16 protein-coding genes and 1 pseudogene are annotated in these 20,159 nt (G+C 69.7%); 4 read left to right on the top strand and 13 right to left on the bottom strand.

Annotated features, from left to right (window positions below):
• Positions 1-2: 2 nt before the first annotated feature.
• On the bottom strand, positions 3-764 hold the full coding sequence (locus QSJ95_RS25500; protein ID WP_285646223.1) for an SDR family oxidoreductase: 762 nt from the start codon (positions 762-764) through the stop codon (positions 3-5).
• Positions 765-986: 222 nt separating this feature from the next.
• Here QSJ95_RS25500 and QSJ95_RS25495 point away from each other — a divergent pair, with 222 nt between their 5' ends.
• Positions 987-1,991: an NADP-dependent oxidoreductase gene (locus tag QSJ95_RS25495; RefSeq protein WP_285646219.1), complete on the top strand. Its 1,005-nt coding sequence runs from the start codon at positions 987-989 to the stop codon at positions 1,989-1,991.
• A 290-nt stretch (positions 1,992-2,281) separates the two neighbouring features.
• Positions 2,282-3,985 (top strand): SulP family inorganic anion transporter, encoded by a 1,704-nt coding sequence (locus tag QSJ95_RS25490; RefSeq protein ID WP_285646216.1) that lies wholly within the window; start codon positions 2,282-2,284, stop codon positions 3,983-3,985.
• A 294-nt stretch (positions 3,986-4,279) separates the two neighbouring features.
• On the opposite strand, the gene QSJ95_RS33070 is transcribed toward QSJ95_RS25490, so the two are convergent.
• The 6 genes and pseudogenes from QSJ95_RS33070 to selD form a co-directional block, all read right to left on the bottom strand.
• Complete coding sequence (locus QSJ95_RS33070; RefSeq protein ID WP_371857818.1) at positions 4,280-4,993, bottom strand: methyl-accepting chemotaxis protein; 714 nt, start codon at positions 4,991-4,993, stop codon at positions 4,280-4,282.
• Positions 4,994-5,137: 144 nt separating this feature from the next.
• Positions 5,138-5,332 (bottom strand): annotated as a pseudogene (locus QSJ95_RS33065) (HAMP domain-containing protein); the annotation flags it as partial.
• A 1,118-nt stretch (positions 5,333-6,450) separates the two neighbouring features.
• Complete coding sequence (locus QSJ95_RS25480) at positions 6,451-7,059, bottom strand: flavin reductase family protein (RefSeq protein WP_285646211.1); 609 nt, start codon at positions 7,057-7,059, stop codon at positions 6,451-6,453.
• Positions 7,060-7,135: 76 nt separating this feature from the next.
• Positions 7,136-7,414, bottom strand: coding sequence for a hypothetical protein (locus QSJ95_RS25475; protein WP_009618591.1), 279 nt, complete (start codon positions 7,412-7,414; stop codon positions 7,136-7,138).
• A 137-nt stretch (positions 7,415-7,551) separates the two neighbouring features.
• Positions 7,552-8,652, bottom strand: a complete 1,101-nt coding sequence (gene mnmH / locus QSJ95_RS25470; protein ID WP_285646208.1) for a tRNA 2-selenouridine(34) synthase MnmH — start codon at positions 8,650-8,652, stop codon at positions 7,552-7,554.
• Complete coding sequence (gene selD / locus QSJ95_RS25465) at positions 8,652-9,686, bottom strand: selenide, water dikinase SelD (RefSeq protein ID WP_043272173.1); 1,035 nt, start codon at positions 9,684-9,686, stop codon at positions 8,652-8,654. The genes mnmH and selD overlap by 1 nt, the downstream gene beginning before the upstream one ends.
• 150 nt (positions 9,687-9,836) lie before the next feature.
• Here selD and QSJ95_RS25460 point away from each other — a divergent pair, with 150 nt between their 5' ends.
• Positions 9,837-10,871: a patatin-like phospholipase family protein gene (locus tag QSJ95_RS25460; RefSeq protein ID WP_009618585.1), complete on the top strand. Its 1,035-nt coding sequence runs from the start codon at positions 9,837-9,839 to the stop codon at positions 10,869-10,871.
• 313 nt (positions 10,872-11,184) lie between these two features.
• On the opposite strand, the gene QSJ95_RS25455 is transcribed toward QSJ95_RS25460, so the two are convergent.
• The 6 genes from QSJ95_RS25455 to kdpF form a co-directional block, all read right to left on the bottom strand.
• Positions 11,185-11,880, bottom strand: coding sequence for a response regulator (locus QSJ95_RS25455; RefSeq protein ID WP_058072315.1), 696 nt, complete (start codon positions 11,878-11,880; stop codon positions 11,185-11,187).
• 43 nt (positions 11,881-11,923) lie between these two features.
• Entirely contained in the window at positions 11,924-14,581 is a 2,658-nt protein-coding gene (locus QSJ95_RS25450) for a DUF4118 domain-containing protein (RefSeq protein ID WP_285646203.1), read from the bottom strand.
• Positions 14,582-14,609: 28 nt separating this feature from the next.
• Positions 14,610-15,158, bottom strand: a complete 549-nt coding sequence (gene kdpC / locus QSJ95_RS25445; protein ID WP_285646200.1) for a potassium-transporting ATPase subunit KdpC — start codon at positions 15,156-15,158, stop codon at positions 14,610-14,612.
• A gap of 99 nt (positions 15,159-15,257) precedes the next feature.
• A complete protein-coding gene (kdpB, locus tag QSJ95_RS25440) occupies positions 15,258-17,327 on the bottom strand; it encodes a potassium-transporting ATPase subunit KdpB (RefSeq protein ID WP_502945320.1) in 2,070 nt (689 codons plus the stop codon).
• An 11-nt stretch (positions 17,328-17,338) separates the two neighbouring features.
• Positions 17,339-19,033 (bottom strand): potassium-transporting ATPase subunit KdpA, encoded by a 1,695-nt coding sequence (kdpA, locus tag QSJ95_RS25435; protein ID WP_285646198.1) that lies wholly within the window; start codon positions 19,031-19,033, stop codon positions 17,339-17,341.
• A gap of 8 nt (positions 19,034-19,041) precedes the next feature.
• Positions 19,042-19,131: a K(+)-transporting ATPase subunit F gene (gene kdpF / locus QSJ95_RS25430; protein ID WP_009618573.1), complete on the bottom strand. Its 90-nt coding sequence runs from the start codon at positions 19,129-19,131 to the stop codon at positions 19,042-19,044.
• A gap of 261 nt (positions 19,132-19,392) precedes the next feature.
• Between kdpF and QSJ95_RS25425 the strand changes: the two genes are divergently transcribed.
• Positions 19,393-20,142: a response regulator gene (locus QSJ95_RS25425; RefSeq protein WP_009618571.1), complete on the top strand. Its 750-nt coding sequence runs from the start codon at positions 19,393-19,395 to the stop codon at positions 20,140-20,142.
• Positions 20,143-20,159 lie beyond the last annotated feature (17 nt).

The following is a 20,159-nucleotide window of genomic DNA, read 5'->3' as shown; positions in this document are numbered from 1 at the left end:
CCTCAGACCGCGGTGTGCCCGCCATCCACCGGCAGCGCGATGCCGGTGGTGAAGCCGGCGTTGTCGCTGCACAGGTAGAGCACCGCCGCGGCGATCTCCTCGACCTTGCCGACACGGCCCACCGGGTGCATGGCGGCGGCGAACTCGGCTTTCTTCGGGTCGGCCTCGTAGGCGCGGCGGAACATGTCGGTGTCGATCACCGCCGGGCACACGGCGTTGATGCGCACCTTCTTCTTCGCGTATTCCACCGCCGCCGACTTGGTCAGGCCGATCACCGCGTGCTTGGAGGCGGCATAGATGCTCATCTTCGGCGCCGCGCCCAGGCCGGCCACCGAGGCGGTGTTGACGATGGCGCCGCCGCCCTGGGCGAGCATCACCGGGATCTGGTGCTTCATGCACAGCCAGACGCCCTTGACGTTCACCCCCATGATGGCGTCGAACTCGCTTTCCTTGCCCTCGGCCAGCCGGCCCTGCTCGATCTCGATGCCGGCGTTGTTGAAGGCGTAGTCCAGGCGGCCGTAGGCCTCCATCGTGGCGGCGACCAGCGCCTGGACCTCGGCGTCGCGGGTCACGTCGCAGCGGATGAAGCGCGCATCGCCGCCGGCGGCGCGGATCAGCTCGACAGTGGCTTCGCCGCCAGCTGCGTCGACGTCGGAAACCACCACCTTGATGCCCTCGCGGGCGAAGGCCTGGGCGGTGGCGCGGCCGATGCCGGCGGCGGCGCCGGTGACCAGGGCGACCTGGCCGGAAAGCAGCTGACTCATGGACTGTCCTCGAACGGATGGAGAATCGTCCGAGTCTAGCCGGCGCCCGCCGCGGGCAAAGCATTATCAGGCCGCTGTAGCTCGTACTATCCGTGCGAGTGATGAATACCTCGCGTCTGGATCATTTACATGGATAACCGGGCATTCTCGTGGTCGGCGGCAGCTTGCCGACGCCGCCGCCGCGGACTATCCCTAGGTTTCCCCCTCCCCGAGGCCACTGCCATGACCGCCCCGCTCAACCGCCAGTTCGTGCTCGCCCAGCGCCCCCAGGGCGCCATCGACCAGGACACCTTCCGCTACCAGGAAACCCCGCTCGGCGAGCCCGGCCCGGGCCAGGTGCTGGTGCGCAACCTGTACCTGTCGCTGGACCCGGCCATGCGCGGCTGGCTCAACGACGCCAAGTCCTACATTCCGCCGGTGGGCATAGGCGAGGTGATGCGCGCCCTCGGCGTGGGCCAGGTGGTGGCCTCGAACAACCCGGCCTTCGTCGTCGGCGACCACGTCAACGGCGCCCTCGGCGTGCAGGACTACTTCCTCGGCGAGCCCAGGGGCTTCTACAAGGTCGACGCGAACCGCGCGCCGCTGCCGCTGTACCTCTCGGCCCTGGGCATGACCGGCATGACCGCCTACTTCGGCCTGCTCGACGTCGGCCTGCCCAAGGCCGGCGAGACCGTGGTGGTCTCGGCCGCGGCCGGCGCGGTGGGCAGCGTGGTCGGGCAGATCGCCAAGATCAAGGGCTGCAACGTGATCGGCATCGCCGGCGGCGAGGACAAGTGCCGCTACCTGGTGCAGGAACTGGGCTTCGACGGCGCCGTCGACTACAAGAACGAAGACCTCGCCCTGGGCCTGAAACGCTGCTGCCCCAACGGCATCGACGTGTTCTTCGATAACGTCGGCGGCGACATCCTCGACGCCTGCCTGGCGCGCCTGGCGCCCAAGGCGCGCATCGTGATCTGCGGCGCCATCAGCCAGTACAACAACAGGCAGGTGGTGAAAGGCCCGGCCAACTACCTGTCGCTGCTGGTCAACCGCGCGCGCATGGAAGGCATGGTGGTGATGGACTACGCCAGCCGCTTCCCCGAGGCCATGCGCGAGATGGCCGGCTGGCTGGCCGAGGGCAAGCTGAAATCGAAGGAAGACATAGTCGAAGGCCTACAGACCTTCCCGCAGACGGTGCTGAAGCTGTTCAGCGGGGAGAACTTCGGCAAACTCATCCTCAAGCTCTGAAGGCTTTGCGACACCCTGCAGGAGCGCCCCCTGGGCGCGAATCGCGGGCAGGGTCCGCTCCTACAGGTGCAGGAGAGCCGCTGACGTAGGATGGGTTGAGCGAAGCGATACCCATCGCCGTGACCGCATGGGTTTCGCAAGCTCAACCCATCCTACGAAGAGCATCCCGGCGCAGCCCTTCTAGCGTCCTCTCGAAATCCTTCGTCTTCCTACGCCTGTAACTGACGCCGGGCAAGCTGCGGCCCTACACTGTGGCTAAGCTTCAGCCCGACGTTTCACGGAAGACACCCATGCCCCTCACCCGCTGGCTGCCCGGCCTGGACAACCTGCTGCACTACCGCTCCGCCTGGCTGCGCCCGGACGTCGTCGCCGGCCTGTCGGTGGCGGCCATCCAGATTCCCACCGCCATCGCCTATGCGCAGATCATCGGCTTCCCGGCCCAGGTCGGGCTCTACGCCTGCATCCTGCCGATGCTGATCTACGCCCTGGTCGGCAGCTCGAAACAACTGATGGTCGGCCCCGACGCCGCCACCGCGGCCATGGTCGCGGCGGCCATCACCCCGCTGGCGGCGGGCGACCCGCAGCGCCTGTTGCAACTGTCGATGATAGTCGCGGTGATGGTCGGCCTGCTGTCCATCGTCGGCGGTCTGGTGCGCGCCGGCTTCATCGCCAGTTTCCTGTCGCGGCCGACCCTGGTGGGCTACCTCAACGGCATCGGCCTGAGCCTGATCGCCGGCCAGCTGGGCAAGCTGCTGGGCTACCACACCGAGACCAGCGGTTTCCTCGCCGGCCTGCTGGCCTTGCTGCGCAACCTCGGCAGCACGCACTGGCCGACCCTCGCCCTGGGCGCGGCCACCCTGCTGCTGATGGTCCTGCTGCCGCGGCGCTACCCGAAGATCCCCGGCGCCCTGGTCGGCGTGCTGTTCGCCACCCTGGCCAGCGTGGCGCTGGGCCTGGACCGCTACGGCGTCGCCCTGCTCGGCGCGGTGCCCCAGGGCCTGCCGGAGCTGAGCTGGCCGCGCACCAGCGTGCAGGAGATGGGCAACCTGTTCCGCGACGCCCTGGGCATCACCATCGTCAGCTTCTGCAGCGCCATGCTCACCGCCCGCAGCTTCGCCGCGCGCCACGGCTACAGCATCGACGCCAGCCGCGAGATGGTCGCCCTGGGCGTGGCCAACATCGGCGCCGGGGTATCCCAGGGCTTCGTCATCAGCGGCGCCGACTCGCGCACCGCGGTCAACGACATGGTCGGCGGCCAGACGCAGATGGTCGGCATAGTCGCGGCCCTGGTCATCGGCCTGGCGCTGGTGCTGTTCAGTGCGCCGCTGGGCTGGATTCCCATGCCGGCCCTGGGCGCGGTGCTGCTGATGGCCGGCTGGGGGCTGATCGACTTCAGCGCGCTCAAGGGTTTCTGGCGCCTGTCGCGCTTCGAGTTCGGCCTGTGCCTGCTGACCACCGTCGGGGTGCTCAGCGTCGGCGTGCTGCCGGGCATCTTCGTGGCCATCGTCATCGCCCTGCTGCGCCTGCTGTACCTGACCTACAAGCCGAGCGACGCGGTGCTCGGCTGGGTCCACGGCATCGACGGCCAGGTCGAGCTGAGCCGCTACCCGCAGGCGCACACCCTGCCGGGCCTGGTGATCTACCGCTTCGACGCGCCGTTGCTGTTCTTCAACGCCGACTACTTCAAGCAGCGCCTGCTGCAGGTGGTGGCGCAGACCAAGGCGCCGCGCGCCGTGCTGCTCAACGCCGAGGGCGTGCTGAACCTGGACGTCAGCGGCCTGACGGTGCTGCGCGAGGTGCAGCAGACCCTGGCGGCGCAGGACGTGCACCTGTCCCTGGCGCGGGTGCCGCGGGAAACCCTGGCGATGCTGGAGCGCTCCGGCCAGTTGGGCGAGCTGAAGCCGCCGCTGGTGTTCAGCTCGGTGCGCGCGGGGGTGAACGCCTACCGGCGCTGGTACAAGCGCCAGCAGGAGGCCGCCGCAAGCGCTTCGTAGGATGGGTTGAGCGAAGCGATACCCATCAGCGCAACTGTTCTTGCCCTGGGCAGGCCTGCGGCCCCCTCACCCTAACCCTCTCCCGGAGGGAGAGGGGACCGTTCGGAGTACATGGGTGTTTCGGCGTTAGCCGGCTAGCACAGGGACTGCCGGCTGAAACCGGGCCGTCTCTCGGCACGGACTAGCCCCCTCTCCCTCCGGGAGAGGGCTGGGGTGAGGGAAAAGCCCGAGCGCAGATGTCATTCCCCTGCGCGCGAATCGCGAACAGAGTCTCCTACAGGGGCTCGGTGCTGCCTACAGGCGGAACTGCCCCACCATCCCCTGCAGGTCGCGGCTGAGCTGGGCCAGCTCGACGCTGGAGGAGGCCGTGGACTCCATCGCCTGGGCCGATTCGTCGGCGATGCCGCGGATGCTGGTGACGCTGCGGTTGATCTCCTCGGCCACCGCGCTCTGCTGCTCGGAGGCTGCGGCAATCTGCTGGTTCATCTGGTGGATCACCGCCACCGCCGCGGCGATCTCGCCCAGCGCGGTCTCGGTCTGCTCGGCGTCGCCGACGCTCTTCTCCACCAACTGGTGGCTGTGCTGCATGTGCTGCACCGAGGCCTGGGCGCCGTTCTGCAGCGCGCCGATCAGCTTCTCGATCTCCGCCGTCGACTGCTGGGTGCGCCGCGCTAGGGCGCGCACCTCGTCGGCCACTACGGCGAAGCCCCTGCCCTGCTCGCCGGCCCTGGCCGCCTCGATGGCGGCGTTGAGCGCCAGCAGGTTGGTCTGCTCGGCCACCGCCTTGATCACGTCGAGCACGCTGCCGATGTTCTGGCTCTCGCGGCCCAGGTCGTGGATGCTGGCGGAGGCCTCGCGCACCGCCTCGGCCAGCTCGGAAATACGCCCGAGGGTGCGCCGCACCACCTGCTGCCCGCTGGCCACGGTGCCATCGGCCTGCTCGGCGGAGTGCGCCGCGGCCTCGGCGTTGCGCGCCACCTCGTGGACGGTGGCGGCCATCTGGTTCATCGCCGTGGCCACCTGGTCGGTCTCGGCCTTCTGGCTGTTGACGCCGCTCTGGGTGCGCTCGGTGACGCCGGATAGCGCCTGCGCCGAGGAGGTGATGCGGCCGACGCCTTCATGAAGACGGCTGACGATGCCGCGCAGGCTCTGCGCCATGGCGTCCACCGCGGCCATCAGTTGGCCCACCTCGTCCTTGCGCTCGACGCGGATGGTCTGGCTCAGGTCGCCCTCGGCGATGCGGCTGGCCATGCCGATCACCTGGCGCAACGGGCGCACGATCAGCAGGCTGATCAGCAGCGCGGCCAGGGTACCGACCAGCAGCGCCAGCGCCGCCGAACCGAGCATCGCGCCCACGCTACTGTGCAGCACGCCGACCATGGCCGCCTGTTGCGCGGCGTAGGAGGCGTCCACCTGCTGCATCATTTCCTCGGCGCGCTGCGACATCTCGCGGTGCGCCTGCTGCTCCTTGGCCAGGCCGGCGGAGTAGTCGCCGAGGTTGTTGCCGAAGCCGTCGATGTTGGTGGCCACGTCCTTGATCACCGAGACGTAGGCCGGATCGGTGATTGCCGTCTGCAGTTGCTTCGACAGCTCCAGGGCCTCGTCGGCGGACTTGATGCGCGCATCGCCCGCGGCCTCGCCGTCCTTCTGGTCCAGGCGCGCGCGGGCCTCGTTCAGGCCCTGCAGCACCAGGCGGTAGAGCTGGCCGACCTGGGCCGCCTGCTTGAGCAGTTCCTCGCCGTTCTGGCCCTGGCTCTGCTTGAGTTCGTAGGCGCCGTCGTCGGCCAGGCTGGACTGCAGGATGTCCAGGCTGTTGGAGGCGCTGGACACCGACCAGTTGGCGGCCTCCAGGGCCAGGTGGCGGCTCTTGCTGGCCTGCTCGAAGCGGTCGAAGGAGGCCAGGTAGCCGGCCATGGCCTGGGCCACGCGCTCCATGGCCCCGGCCTGGCCGGGGTGCGCCTTGAGCTGCTCGACGTGCCCAGCGAGGAGCTTGGCGCGCTGGCGCAGCTGCTCGGCGGCCTTGGGGCTGGCGTCACGGACGAAGTCCTTCTCGCTCTGGCGCATCTCCAGGACTTCGCGGTTGACCGCGCTCATGGCGTCCAGCAGGGCGAAGCGCTGCTCGATGGAGCGCAGCGCGCCGACGCCGATCCCGGCCACCAGCGCCGTCAGCAGCAATACCAGGCCGAAGCCCAGCGCCAGTTTCTTCGCCGTGCCCAGATTGGCCAACCGCCGTTGCACGAACGCGACCATGCCACCCCTCCCCTTGCCGAATGCCTTGCGGGAGAGTCTTCGACCGAAGCTCTCCCGTTCTTTGTCGTTGCTTTGGGACGGAACATTAGGAGCCGGCCGACCGGCGGAACAAGGGGCGGCGTCGATGATGGCAATTCGATGTTGCGCACGGGCATGCGCAGGTCGCATCCAGGACAGTCGCGCGCCAAGGTCCCGGCGCGCGGCGGCCTGCGCCCCTATTTGGGGCGGATCATGCTGAAGGTGTCGCGGGTGAAGCTGTACTGGGTGCCGCCCAGGCGGCCGACCAGGTCGAGCTTCGCCGGGTCGACGTGGCGCTCGTCGCGCAGCACGGCGTCGTCGATGTGCGCCAGCAGCACGCGGGCGAAGATCAGGTAGCAGCTGGGCTTGTCCGCCGGGTAGGGCTGGATCTGCGCCAGTTCGCACTCGAAGGCCACGGCCGCGCCGGCCACCCGCGGCGGCGCCACGCGCACGCTGGGCAGGGTGGCGATGCCGACCTGTTCGATCTCGCTGACGCCATGGGGCAGCGTGGCGGCGGTGGCGTTCATGGTCTCGGCCTGGGCGGCGCTGACCAGGTGGATCACCAGTTGGCCGGTCTCGCGGACGTTGCGCAGGGTGTCCTTGACGCTGCCGTCGTCGCGGATGCTGGTGTTGACCATCAGCGTCGGCGGCTCGTCGCTGATGACCTGGAAGAAGCTGAAGGGCGCCAGGTTGCCATGGCCCTGCGCGGACAGGGTGGACACCCAGGCGATGGGCCGCGGGGTGACGGTGGAGGCCAGCCAGCGGTAGGCGTCGGCGGGCGCGAGGGTGCTGAAGTCGAGCTGCATGGAGAGGGTTCCTGACTGCCGGGCGGGCCGGAGCGCCCGTCCGCCCGGCGATTATGCCCGCCTTGCCCGCGCCCGGTCAGCGGCCCGCGCGCGATTCCTTGATGTAGAAGCGCGCCTTGCTGGCCTTGTCCAGGCAGCCGCCGTAGGACTCGACCTGCTGCTCGGTCTTGGCCGCACTGATCAGCGCCAGCGCCTTGGAGTAGCTGACGGTGCCGGCGAAGCCTTCGGCCTTGGCCAGGTCCAGCTCGTGCCAGGCGGCGTTCAGTTCGCTGGCGCAGCTGTCGCGGTTGACCGTCTTGCCGGAGCAGCCGGCCAGCACCAGGCTGGCGGCGAGAACTGCGAAAAGTGCCTTCATGACGACCTCCTTGGTGGTTCGGGCGACTTCCAGCTTAGACCGCCGCAGCCCAAGGTTACAGGTGGGTTTGGCGTAGGGCGCATAACGCCTACGGCGTTATGCGCCCGACGTGACGGCCTGCCTTTCGTAGGAGCGGTCTACCGGGGGGCTCGGGAACGCAGGTACTCCACCACCTCGTCGTGGTTGCCGCGGAACTCGATGCGCGATTCCTTGCTCTGCAGCTGGTAGGCGTACATGGGGTCGTAGTACTCGCCCAGCAGCCCCTCGATCCAGCCGCGGTGCAGGTCCACCGCGCCGCTGCGGCGCTGCTCGTCCAGGGCCTCGTCCATGACCGCCGCCAGGCGCTGGTAGCGCTCGCCGCCCAGGCGCTTGACGATGCCCGACAGGCTCTTGCGCAGGTAGGCGGCGAAGGCCTCGAACCCCTCTTCCGGCGCGCCCTTCACCTCGACGAACTCGGCGCACAGGTCGATCACGTAGTCCTTGAGGATGCGTTCCACCCGCCCCTCGAAGCTGTCCTCCAGCCACACCAGCGGGTAGCCCTGCATGCCCTGGTACAGCTCCAGCGGCAGCGAGCAACTGCCGACGATGCGTCCCTCGTCCTCCAGCACGAACTGGCTCATGCCGGCGTGGCGCTTCTTCAGGATGTCGATGGCCAGGCGGTTCTCGAAGTCGATCTGCGCCGGCTGCGGCGTGGCCCGGCGGCCGAAGCTGGAGCCGCGGTGGTTGGCGTGGCCTTCCAGGTCCAGGGCGTTGTCCAGCTGCGCCACCACCTCGGTCTTGCCGGTGCCGGTGAGGCCGCCGATCAGCACGAAGGAACATTCCTCGGTGGCCGCGCGGGTGGTGTCGAAGAGGAAGCCGCGCAGCGCCTTGTAGCCGCCGACCACGCGCGGGTATTCGATGCCGGCGTCCTTCATCCACTGCTGGACGATCTGCGAACGCAGGCCGCCGCGGAAGCAGTACAGGTAGCCGTCCGGGTGGCGCCGGGCGAAGTCCAGCCAGGCTTCGATGCGCTCGGCCTTGAGCGGGCCGCAGACCAGCTCGTGGCCCAGGGCGATGGCCGCCTGCTGGCCATGCTGCTTGTAGCAGGTGCCCACCTTCTGCCGCTCGACGTCGTTCATCAGCGGCAGGTTCTCGGTGTGGGGGAAGGCGCCCTTGGTGTATTCCACCGGGGCGCGCACGTCCATCAGCGGGACGTCATTGAGGAAGAGTTCGCGGTAGTGCCGGGTGTTGTCGCGCATCAGGCCACCTCTACCGCGTGACTCTGTCGCTCGACCAGCTCGCCGATGGGCGCCAGTCGCAGGCCCAGCTCGGCGGCGGTGGCGAGGAATTCCGCCTCGCCCTCGGGGGTCACCGCCACCAGCAGGCCGCCGCTGGTCTGCGGGTCGCACAGCAGCAGCTTGTGCAGTTCCGGCAGCGGCGCGATGCGCTCGCCGTAGCTGTCGAAGTTGCGCAGGGTGCCGCCGGGCACGCAGCCCTGCTCCAGGTAGTATTGCACGTGCTCCAGGCGCGGCACCGCGTCGAAGCGGATGCGTGCGGTCAGGCCGGCGCCGTCGGCCATCTCCACCAGGTGGCCGAGCAGGCCGAAGCCGGTGACGTCGGTCATGGCCGTCACCCCGGCGAGCTTGCCGAAGCGGCTGCCGGGCTTGTTCAGGGTGCACATCCAGTCGCGGGCCAGGCCCACGTCCTCGGCGCGCAGCCTGGACTTCTTCTCGGCGGTGGTGAGGATGCCGATGCCCAGCGGCTTGGTCAGGTACAGGCGGCAGCCGGCGGTGGCGGTGTCGTTGCGCTTCATGAAACGCTTTTCCACCAGGCCGGTGACGGCCAGGCCGAAGATCGGCTCGGGGGCGTCGATGGAGTGGCCGCCGGCCAGCGGGATGCCCGCCTCGTCGCAGACCTTGCGGCCGCCGGCGATCACCTCGCGGGCGATCTCCGGGGCCAGCACGTTGACCGGCCAGCCGAGGATGGCGATGGCCATCAGCGGGTCGCCGCCCATGGCGTAGATGTCGCTGATGGCGTTGGTGGCGGCGATGCGGCCGAAGTCGAAGGGATCGTCGACGATGGGCATGAAAAAGTCGGTGGTGGACACCACGCCGCGCTCGCCGTCGATAGCATAGACCGCAGCGTCGTCGCGCGAGGCGTTGCCGACCCACAGGTTCGGGTCCAGGTTCTGCGCGCCGCTGCCGGCCAGGATCACTTCCAGCACCTTGGGGGAAATCTTGCAGCCGCAGCCGGCACCGTGGCTGTACTGGGTCAGGCGGATGGGTTCGCTCATGTTGGCTCCGGGGCGGGAAGTCGATCGGCCGATTCTAGCAAACACCCTTGGCGCCCCGCCCTACCCGGGCGTATCGTCAGTGACATCCGGCGCCGGCCCAGGCCGCCCGCCGCGCCTTGCAATGCGTTGTTTTCAGAGGAATAACCGTCCATGTCGAAACAAGTGGCGCTGGTGCTCGGCTCCGGCGGAGCACGGGGTTATGCGCATATCGGCGTGATCGAGGAACTGGAGCGGCGCGGCTACGAGATCGCCTGCATCGCCGGCTGCTCCATGGGCTCGGTGATCGGCGGCATCTACGCCGCCGGCAAGCTGGGCGAATACCGCGACTGGGTGGAAAGCCTGGATTACCTGGACGTGCTGCGCCTGCTGGACGTCAGCTTCCGCCTCGGCGCCATCCGCGGCGAGCGGGTGTTCGGCAAGATCCACGAGATCATCGGCGACATCAACATCGAGGACCTGCCCATCCCCTACACGGCGGTGGCCACCGACCTCACCAACCAGCAGGAAATCTGGTTCCAGGAAGGCGACCTGCACCAGGCCATGCGCGCCTCGGCGGCCATTCCCAGCCTGTTCACCCCGGTGATGCAGGGCCCGCGCATGCTGGTCGATGGCGGCCTGCTCAACCCGCTGCCGATCGTGCCGGTGGTGTCCAGCCACGCCGACCTGATCATCGCGGTGAACCTCAACGCCACCAACCAGCGCCAGTACCAGTTGCCGGTGATCGAGCGGCCGGCGGCGCTCAAGGGCCGCTTCGACAGCCTGATCGGCAGCCTCGGCGACAAGCTCAGCCGGTTCCGCCGCCACGGCCCGGAGCTGGAGCCGCCGGAACTGCGCGCCGAAGCCCTGCTGGAGCCGGTGCCCGACAGCGAGGAACCGGCCGAGCCGGAGATGCAGCAGCCGGCCGCGGCGCCCCTGGGCAAGGGCTCGCCGAAGTCCGCCAGCGGCAGCCAGGTGATCGACAGCAGCAGCCCGGCCTCGTTGCTGGAGCTGGTCAACCAGAGCTTCGAGGTGATGCAGACCTCCCTGGCGCAGTACAAGATCGCCGGCTACCCGCCGGACGTGCTGATCAACGTGCCCAAGCGCGTGTGCCGCTTCTTCGAGTTCTACAAGGCGCCGGAGCTGGTGGCCCTGGGAAGGCAGATCGCCAGCGATACGCTGGACCGGTACGAGGCGGAGAATCCGTAGGGCGCATAACGCCTACGGCGTTATCCGCCGATTGGCCTGGATCGGTACGAGGTGGAGAATCCGCGTCCACAGGATTGCACCGACCTTTCCACCCGCGCCGAACAGCCCCCTCTCCCGCTTGCGGGAGAGGGCTGGGGAGAGGGTGCTCTTTGCGCGGGTTCGAGCTATCGCAGACGGAGTCCGCTCCTACGACGGGGTTTCGCCTGGCACACAGGTGCGGGCCCTACCCGCGATTCGCGCAAAAGTTGCGCTCCTACGGTTCATGCCGAGCGGCAGGCCCCATTGTGTAAGCGGACTCCGTCCGCGATTTTCATCAGGCATCGCGCAGGCGATAACCGACGCCGGCCTCGGTGACGATGAAGCGCGGGTTGGCCGGGTCGTCCGCCAGTTTCTGCCGCAGGTGGCCGACCACCACGCGCAGGTAGTGGGTGTCCTCGACGTGGGTCGGGCCCCAGATGTCCTTGAGCAGTTGCTGCTGGGTGACCACCCGCCCCAGGTGCCGGGCCAGGGTGGCCAGCACCGCGTATTCCTTGCGGGTCAGCGCCACTTCGGCGCCGTCGAGGCTCACCCGGCGGTAGGCGAAATCGACCAGTAGCGGCCCCACCGCCACTTGCGCTTCCTGGTTCTCGCCCTGGTGGCCCTGGCGCAGCAGCGCGCGGATGCGGGCGAGGAATTCCTGGATGCCGAAGGGCTTGGTCACGTAGTCGTTGGCGCCGCCGTCCAGGGCCAGTACCTTCTCGCTCTCGGCGGCGCGCACAGAGAGCACCAGCACCGGCACCTGCGACCATTCGCGCAACTCGCGCAGCACCTCCTGGCCGTCCTTGTCCGGCAGGCCGAGGTCGAGCACCACCAGGTCCGGGCGGTTCAGCGCCGCCTGGGCCAGGCCCTCCTCGCCGCTGCCGGCCTCCACCACCCGGTAGCCGCCGGCGTTGAGGCTGATGCGCAGGAACTTGCGGATCTGCGGTTCGTCGTCGATGACCAGGATGCAGGCGGCGTTGGCGTTGCTCATCGGGCTCGGCTGGCTGGGGGCGGTGGCGCCTAGCTTGGGCCTTTCAACCACCGGCATCAAGCTGCTCCAGGTTCGGCTGGCGCTGCAGCGGCAGGTGCAGGGTCAAGGTGGTGCCGTGGCCATCCAGGCCGTCGCCGACGCTGATGCGCCCACCGTGGGCGCCGACCATGCCCTGGCAGATCGCCAGGCCCAGGCCGGTGCTCGGCCCACCGCGGTCGCCCCGGGCGGCGCTGTAGAACATGTCGAAGATCTTCTCGCGCTCGACCTCGGGAATCCCCGGGCCCTCGTCGCTGACGCTGAACTGCAGCTCGTCGCCGACCTGCGCGGCCTGCACCCGCAGGCGCCCGCCCGGCGGCGAGAAGCGCGCGGCGTTCTCCAGCACGTTGACCAGCGCCTGCTCGATCAGCGCCGCGTGCACGTACAGCAGCGGCAGTTCGGCCGGCACGCGGGTTTCCACGCGATAGGGCGCGAGCAGCGCGCGCAGGCGGTGCACGGCGCTGCCGACGATATCTTCAGGGGCCACCCAGTCGCGCGCCAGCTTCAGCCCGCCCTGGCCCAGGCGGGTCATGTCCAGCAGGTTCTGGATGTAGCGGTCCAGGCGCTCGGCCTCGTCGCGGGTGCTTTCCAGCAGTTCCTTGCGGTCGGCCGGGGGAATCGCCTCGCCCAGCGCCAGCAGGCTGTCGATGGCGCCGCGCATGGTGGTCAGCGGGGTGCGCAGGTCGTGGCTGACCGACGCCAGCAGCGCGCTGCGCAGTTGCTCGGTCTCGCCGTGCAGGCGCGCGGCTTCCAGGTCGTCGGCCAGGCGCGCGCGGGCCAGGGCCTGGGCCAGCGGCTGGCCGAGGGCGGCGAGCAGGCGGCGGCGCTGGCCGGGCAGCGGCTCGCCGTCCTTGGGCCGCACGCCGAGCAGCGCCAGCGGCCCCTCCTCCGCCGACAGCGGCCACCACCACCAGCGCCCCGCCGGCAATGTGCCGGTGCCCAGGCCGGCCGGCTGGTCGTGCTGCCAGGCCCAGTCGGCGGCGGCGCGCTCCTGCTCGTCGAAGCCGCGGGCGTGGCCGCTTTCCACCTTCCAGTCGTCGTGCTGGCGGGCCAGCACGCAGATGTCCAGGTCATTCCACAGGGCGAACTGCTGGGCGGCGGCGGCCAGCACCGCCTGGCGGTCGGTGGCGGCGGTGAGCTTGCGCGAGAGTTCCAGCAGCGCGCCGGTCTCCTCCTGGGTGTCGCGCAGCACTTGCAGCTGGCGGCGCTGGCGCGCGGCGAGGTTGCCGGTGAGCGCGGCCATGAGCAGGAAGAACAGCAGGGTCAGCACGTCCTGCTCGCGCTGGATGGAAAGGGAGAAGTACGGCGGGATGAACAGGAAGTCGTAGGCCAGGAACGACAGCACCGCGCACACCAGCGCCGGCCACAGGCTGCTGCGCACCGCCACCAGCAGCACCGCGGCGAGGAACACCAGGGAGATGTTCGGCAGCTCCAGCAGACGCGACACGCCCCAGGCCAGGGCGCTGGCGCCGGCGGCGGCCAGGGCCGCCAGCAGGTAGTCGCGCCAATGGCCGCGCTCGCGCCGGCGCGGCGCGGCCGGGGCCAGGTCGGCCTCGCTGTCCAGCACGCTGATTTCCAGGCCTTCGCCCAGGCGCAGCAGGCGCGCCGCCAGGCCGCCGCCGAACAGCCTGCGGTACCAGCGCTGCCGCGAACGGCCGACCAGGATCAGGCTGGCGCGGCGCTCGCGGGCGTGTTCGACCAGGGTGCGCGCCACTTCCCCACCGCGCAGCTGCACCACCTCGCCACCCAGGCGCTCGGCCAGTTGCTGGGCGTTCTGCAGGTACAGGCGCGACTGCTCGTCGCGGGCATCGCCGGTGTCGACGTGGACCAGGCTCCAGGGCAGGTGGCGGCGCTCGGCCACCCGCGAGGCATGGCGCACCAGGCGCTCGGCGTTGCGCTCGCCGTCCACGCCCAGCAGCAGCCGGCCGCGCAGCGCCGGGGCCTCGCCGCCCTGCTGGCGGTAGCGGTGCGCCAGGTCGGCGTCCACCCGCGCGGCGGCGGTCTGCATGGCCAGTTCGCGCAGCGCGGTGAGGTTGGTCTGGCTGAAGAAGGCGTCGATGGCCGCCCTCGCCTGCTCCGGCACGTAGACCTTGCCTTCGCGCAGGCGCTCCAGCAGCTCGCGCGGCGGCAGGTCCACCAGCAGCAGTTCGTCGGCCTCCTGCAGCACCCAGTCGGGCACCGTTTCGCGCACCTGCACGCCGGTGATGTCGCGCACCTGGTCGTTGAGGCTTTCCAGGTGCTGGACGTTGACCGTGGTGTAGACATCGATGCCGGCGGCGAGCAGCTCCTGGATGTCCTGCCAGCGCTTGGCGTGGCGGCTGCCGGGGGCGTTGCTGTGGGCCAGCTCGTCGACCAGGGCCAGTTGCGGCGGCTCGCGCAGCAGGCCGTCGAGGTCCATCTCGGCGAGGTGGATGCCGCGGTATTCCGAGCGCAGCAGCGGCTGCTGCGGCAGGCCGGCGAGCAGCGCCTCGGTCTCGGCGCGGCCGTGGGTCTCGACGATGCCCACGCGCAGGTTCACGCCCTGGCGCAACTGGCCCTGGGCGGCCAGCAGCATGGCGTAGGTCTTACCTACGCCGGGGGCGGCGCCGAGGAACACCTTCAGGCGCCCGCGGCCGTTGCGCTCCAGGTCCGCGAGCAGGGCGTCGGCGCGCTTGGGATCGGTCATGCTGGCCTCCAGGGGGTTGCGCGCAAGTCTAGCGAGGCAGTTGCTCGAGGGCCATGTTCAGGGCCAGCACGTTGACCACCGCCGGGCCCACCAGCGGCCGCCGGGTATGTGCCTCGACCAGGTTCTGCACGGCCGGCTCCGGCAGGCTGCGTGCCTGGGCGATGCGCGGCACCTGGTAGAGCGCGGCATCCGGCGGCAGTTGCGGGTCCAGGCCACTGCCGGAGGTAGTGACCAGCGCCAGCGGCACCGGGCGCCCGGCCACCGCTTCGGCGGCGGCATCCTTGGCGATGCGCGCCGCCAGCGCCGGATTGCCCGGGGCCAGGTTGGAAGCGCTGCTGGAGACGGTGGCGTAGTCGCCGGCCGAGGGCCGTTCGTGGAACCACTGCGGGCCCTCGAACTTCTGCGCCAGCAGCGCCGAGCCACGGACTTCCCCCTTGGCGTCACGCACCAGGCTGCCGTTGGCCTGCTCGGGGAAGGCCAGCTGGGCGATGCCGGTGACCAGCAGCGGATAGGCCACGCCGGTGACCAGCGAAAGCAGGGCCAGGGAGGCGATGGCGGGACGGATGTGATTGAGCATTTTCGGTTTCCTCGATGATGCGGGCTCGCTCCTACGGTTCGGGTAGCCCGTAGGATGGGTTGAGCGAAGCGATACCCATCGCCACGGCGGCAGTCCTGTTCAAGCCAGGCCCAGGGCCACCAGCAACAGGTCGATGGCCTTGATCCCGATGAAAGGCGCGATGATCCCGCCCACCCCGTAGATCAGCAGGTTGCGCCGCAGCAGGTGCATGGCGTCGCTGGCCGCCACGCGCACGCCGCGCAGGGCCAGGGGGATCAGCGCGATGATGATCAGCGCGTTGAACACGATGGCCGAGAGGATGGCGCTTTGCGGGCTGGCCAGGCGCATGACGTTGAGCACCTGCAGCTGCGGGTAGATGCCGGCGAACAGCGCGGGCAGGATGGCGAAGTACTTGGCCACGTCGTTGGCCACCGAGAAGGTGGTCAGCGCGCCGCGGGTCACCAGCAGTTCCTTGCCCACCTGGACCACGTCGAGCAGCTTGGTCGGGTCGCTGTCCAGGTCCACCAGGTTGGCCGCCTCGCGGGCCGCCTGGGTGCCGTCGTTCATGGCCATGCCGACGTCCGCCTGGGCCAGCGCCGGCGCATCGTTGGCGCCGTCGCCGCACATGGCGACCATGCGTCCCTCGCCCTGCTCCTGGCGGATGCGCGCCAGTTTCTTCTCCGGCGTGGCTTCGGCGATCACGTCGTCCACCCCGGCCTCGGCGGCGATGGCCGCGGCGGTCAGTGGGTTGTCGCCGGTCACCATCACAGTGCGGATGCCCATGCGGCGCAGTTCGGCGAAGCGCTCGCGGATGCCCGGCTTGACCACGTCCTTGAGGTGGATGGCGCCGAGCAGCCTGCCGTCGGCCACCACCAGCAGCGGGGTACCGCCGCTCTGGGCGATGCGTTCGACTTCCTTGGCCAGGCTTTCCGGCATGTCGTCGCGGGCGCGGCCGACGAAGGCCAGCGCGGCGTCCACCGCGCCCTTGCGGTACACGCGGCCGTCGAGGTCAACGCCGGACAGGCGCGTCTCGGCGCTGAAGGCGATGGGCGTCAGCTGCTCGCGCGACGGCTCCGGCAGGATGATCTGCGCGCGGAGGAACTCGACGATGGACTTGCCCTCCGGGGTGTCGTCGGCCAGCGAGGCGAGGAAGGCGCCCTCGGCCAGCTCCGGCGCGCTCACCCCGGGCGCGGCGTGCAGCGCGGCGCAGCGGCGGTTGCCGAAGGTGATGGTGCCGGTCTTGTCGAGCATCAGCACGTGCACGTCGCCGGCGGCCTCCACCGCGCGGCCGGACTTGGCGATCACATTCAGCCGCACCAGGCGGTCCATGCCGGCGATGCCGATGGCCGAGAGCAGGCCGCCGATGGTGGTGGGGATCAGCGTCACCAGCAACGCCACCAGGAACACCAGCGGCAGGCTGCCGCCGGCGAACAGGGCGAAGGGCTTGAGCGTCACCACCACCAGCAGGAAGATCAGCGTCAGGCCGATCAGCAGGATGTCCAGCGCCACCTCGTTGGGCGTCTTCTGCCGCTTGGCGCCCTCCACCAGGGCGATCATGCGGTCGAGGGTCGACTCGCCGGGGTTGACGCTGATGCGTACCAGCAGCCAGTCGGAGACCAGCCGGGTGTTGCCGGTCACGGCCGAGCGGTCGCCGCCGGATTCGCGGATCACCGGCGCCGATTCGCCGGTGATGGCGGCCTCGTTGACCGCCGCCACGCCCTCGATCACCTCGCCGTCGCCGGGGATCAGCTCGCCGGCTACCACGCGCACCACGTCGCCCTTGCGCAGGCTGGTGGCCGGCACGCTCTCGTAGGCGCCGTCGACGTTCAGGCGCTGCGCCATCAGGCCCTGGGTGCCGGCCTTGAGGCTGTCGGCGCGGGCCTTGCCGCGGCCCTCGGCGAGGGCCTCGGCGAAGTTGGCGAAGAGCACGGTGAACCACAGCCAGGCGGCGATCTGCGCGGCCACCGACAGCGGCACCGCATCGCCGCCGGTGAAGCACAGCACGGTGGTGAGGATGGCGGTCAGCTCCACCACCAGCATCACCGGCGAGCGCTGCAGCTGGCGCGGGTCGAGCTTGACGAAGGCCTGCAGCAGCGCCGGCCTCCACAGCGCGGCGAAGCTCAGGCTGTGGCGTTTCTCGGGGGCGGACGTGGCGCTCTTGAGCGGCATGTCCTGGGTCTTGGCGTTCATCTATCGGCTCCTCAGAAGCCCAGGGTCAGGTGATCGGCCACCGGGCCGAGAACCAGGGTCGGCAGGAAGTTCAGGCCACCGACCAGGAGGATGGTCGCCGCCAGCAGGCCGACGAACAGCAGGCCATGCGTGGGGAAGCTGTTCGGCCCCACCGGCACGCGCTTCTTGGCCGCCAGGCTGCCGGCGATGGCCAGCACCGGGACGATGTAGCCGAAGCGGCCGATGAGCATGGCCAGGGCGATCATCAGGTTGTGGAACGGGGTGTTGGCGCCGAAGCCGGCGAACGCCGAACCGTTGTTCGCGGTGCCCGAGGTATAGGCGTAGAGCAGCTGGCTGAAGCCATGGGCGCCGGGGTTGCTCACCGCGCTCGCGGGGCCCGGCAGGCTGGCGGCGATGGCGCCGAGCACCAGCACGCCGACCGGCATCACCAGCAGGGTGGCGACCAGCAGGCGGACTTCGCGGGCCTCCAGCTTCTTGCCCAGGTATTCCGGGGTGCGGCCGATCATCAGGCCGGCCAGGAACACCGCGACCAGGACGAACAGCAGCATGCCGTAGAGGCCGGCGCCGACGCCGCCGAAGACCACCTCGCCGAGCATCATGTTGAACATCGCCACCAGGCCGCTGAGCGGGTTGAGGCTGTCGTGCATGGCGTTCACCGAGCCGTTGGAAGCGGCCGTGGTGGTCACCGCCCAGAGCACGCTGGCGGTGGTGCCGAAGCGGCTCTCCTTGCCTTCCAGGGGCGCGCCCTGGGTGATCGGCAGGTGCGCCAGCGCCGGGTTGGGCTGGTACTCGGCCCACAGGGCGACGCCCAGGCCGACGACGAACAGCAGCAGCATGCAGCCGAGGATGGCGCGGCTCTGGCGCAGGTCCTTGACGTAGTGGCCGAAGGTGAACACCAGCGCCGCCGGGATCAGGATGATCGACGCCAGCTCGAACAGGTTGGCCCAGGCCGTGGGGTTCTCGAACGGGTGCGCCGAGTTCACGCCGAAGAAGCCGCCGCCGTTGGTGCCCAACTGCTTGATAGCGATCTGGCTGGCCGCCGGGCCCAGCGGGATGGACTGCTCGGCGCCCTGCAGGGTGGTGGCGTGGACGTAGTCCAGGAAGGTCTGCGGCACGCCCTGCCACACCAGCAGCAGCGCCAGGACCAGACACAGCGGCAGCAGGCCGTAGAGGGTCGCGCGGGTCAGGTCGACCCAGAAGTTGCCGAGGTGCTGCGTGGACTTGCGGGCGATGCCGCGGGCCAGCACCACCAGCACCGCCAGGCCCACCGCCGGGCTGACGAAGTTCTGCACGGTCAGGCCGAGCATCTGGCTCAGGTAGCTCAGCGCCGCCTCGCCGCTATAGGCCTGCCAGTTGGTGTTGGTGACGAAGCTCACCGCGGTGTTGAAGGCCAGGGTCCATTCCAGGCCCGGCAGGTGCTGCGGGTTGAGCAGCAGCATGCCCTGGCCGACGAGGATGGCGAACAGCAGCGCAAGGCCGGCCAGGTTGAAGGCGAGCATGGCCAGGGTGTAGGTCTTCCAGTCCTGCTCGGCCCGCGGGTCGATGCCGCAGACGCGGTAGACCAGGCGCTCCACCGGCGCCAGCACCGGGCTGAGGAAGGTGCGCTCGCCCTCCATCACCTTGTAGTAGAAGCGCCCGAGCAGCGGCGCGGGCAGCAACACCAGGGCGAAGAAGGCGGCGATCAGCAGCACGTCATGGCTGTTCATGCAGCCCCCTAGGAACGGTCGGCGCGCAGCAGCGCCACCAGCAGGTAGATGAAAAGTCCCGTGGCCAGGACCAGGGACACCCCGTCGAGCACGCTCATGTCTGTCTCTCCTTACGCAGGCGAATCCTCGCGATGGGAAAAGTCTCCGCAAAGCGGGCGTAAAGAAGCGATTGGCGGGGCTTCCGGCGGGCATAAAGAAAGCGTAAAGAAGCGCTATGGCATGGCTTTGTAAGTGCACTGATACATTGACGACACTCTGTCGATATCCGTTGCCGTCAACCTTGCCTACCGTGGCCCCCCCGTGCGACGGCGGGTTAGCATTGACCCCGCGCCCCGGGCGCTCCCAGCGACAGGTACTGCATGTTTCCCTCCAGCCCCACCTCCAGCCAAGACAGCCAGCGCCGCTGGACCATCCGCGCCCTGCTGGTGGACGACGACGAGCCGATCCGCGAACTGCTCTGCGGCTACCTGGCGCGCTTCAACATCGAGGCGCGCGGCGTGGCCGACGGCGCGGGCATGCGCCAGGCGCTGGCCGAGGAGAACTTCGACGTGGTGGTGCTGGACCTGATGCTGCCCGGCGAGGACGGCCTGTCGCTGTGCCGCTACCTGCGCAGCGAATCGGACATCCCGATCCTGATGCTCACCGCGCGCTGCGAGCCGGCCGACCGCATCATCGGCCTGGAACTGGGCGCCGACGACTACATGGCCAAGCCCTTCGAGCCGCGCGAGCTGGTGGCGCGCATCCAGACCATCCTGCGCCGCGTGCGTGGCGACGAGGCGCGCAACGAACCGCGCGCCCAGGTGCGTTTCGACCAGTGGCGGCTGGACAGCGTGCTGCGCCAGCTGCATTCCCCGGAGGGCCTGGTGGTGCCGCTGTCCAACGCCGAGTTCCGCCTGCTCTGGGTGTTCCTCGAACGCCCGCGCCGGGTGCTCAACCGCGAACTGCTGCTGGACGCCGCGCGCGGCCGCGCCATCGAGGCCTTCGACCGCAGCATCGACCTGCTGGTCTCGCGCCTGCGCCAGAAGCTCGGCGACGACCCGCGCTCGCCGCGGCTGATCAAGACCGTGCGCGGCGAAGGCTACCTGTTCGACGTCCGTGACATCGCCTGACCCCGGCCCGGCCAAGG

The sequence above is a fragment of the Pseudomonas sp. NBRC 100443 genome (genome assembly GCF_030268185.1).
Classification (GTDB): Bacteria; Pseudomonadota; Gammaproteobacteria; order Pseudomonadales; family Pseudomonadaceae; genus Pseudomonas; species Pseudomonas citronellolis.
The sequence above is the reverse complement of the archived record's forward strand: the minus strand, read 5'-3'. Positions and strand labels throughout refer to the sequence as shown.

Excerpts from the sequence above, each read along its gene's own strand:
- QSJ95_RS25460 (WP_009618585.1), top strand. The coding sequence starts at position 9,837 with ATGTCGAAACAAGTGGCGCTGGTGCTCGGCTCCGGCGGAGCACGGGGT.
- QSJ95_RS33070 (WP_371857818.1), bottom strand. The coding sequence starts at position 4,993 with ATGAACCAGATGGCCGCCACCGTCCACGAGGTGGCGCGCAACGCCGAG.
- QSJ95_RS25480 (WP_285646211.1), bottom strand. The coding sequence starts at position 7,059 with ATGCAGCTCGACTTCAGCACCCTCGCGCCCGCCGACGCCTACCGCTGG.
- selD (WP_043272173.1), bottom strand. The coding sequence starts at position 9,686 with ATGAGCGAACCCATCCGCCTGACCCAGTACAGCCACGGTGCCGGCTGC.
- QSJ95_RS25500 (WP_285646223.1), bottom strand. The coding sequence starts at position 764 with ATGAGTCAGCTGCTTTCCGGCCAGGTCGCCCTGGTCACCGGCGCCGCC.
- QSJ95_RS25475 (WP_009618591.1), bottom strand. The coding sequence starts at position 7,414 with ATGAAGGCACTTTTCGCAGTTCTCGCCGCCAGCCTGGTGCTGGCCGGC.
- kdpA (WP_285646198.1), bottom strand. The coding sequence starts at position 19,033 with ATGAACAGCCATGACGTGCTGCTGATCGCCGCCTTCTTCGCCCTGGTG.
- kdpB (WP_502945320.1), bottom strand. The coding sequence starts at position 17,327 with ATGAACGCCAAGACCCAGGACATGCCGCTCAAGAGCGCCACGTCCGCC.
- QSJ95_RS25455 (WP_058072315.1), bottom strand. The coding sequence starts at position 11,880 with ATGAGCAACGCCAACGCCGCCTGCATCCTGGTCATCGACGACGAACCG.
- QSJ95_RS25425 (WP_009618571.1), top strand. The coding sequence starts at position 19,393 with ATGTTTCCCTCCAGCCCCACCTCCAGCCAAGACAGCCAGCGCCGCTGG.
- QSJ95_RS25495 (WP_285646219.1), top strand. The coding sequence starts at position 987 with ATGACCGCCCCGCTCAACCGCCAGTTCGTGCTCGCCCAGCGCCCCCAG.
- QSJ95_RS25450 (WP_285646203.1), bottom strand. The coding sequence starts at position 14,581 with ATGACCGATCCCAAGCGCGCCGACGCCCTGCTCGCGGACCTGGAGCGC.
- kdpF (WP_009618573.1), bottom strand. The coding sequence starts at position 19,131 with ATGAGCGTGCTCGACGGGGTGTCCCTGGTCCTGGCCACGGGACTTTTC.
- QSJ95_RS25490 (WP_285646216.1), top strand. The coding sequence starts at position 2,282 with ATGCCCCTCACCCGCTGGCTGCCCGGCCTGGACAACCTGCTGCACTAC.
- mnmH (WP_285646208.1), bottom strand. The coding sequence starts at position 8,652 with ATGCGCGACAACACCCGGCACTACCGCGAACTCTTCCTCAATGACGTC.
- kdpC (WP_285646200.1), bottom strand. The coding sequence starts at position 15,158 with ATGCTCAATCACATCCGTCCCGCCATCGCCTCCCTGGCCCTGCTTTCG.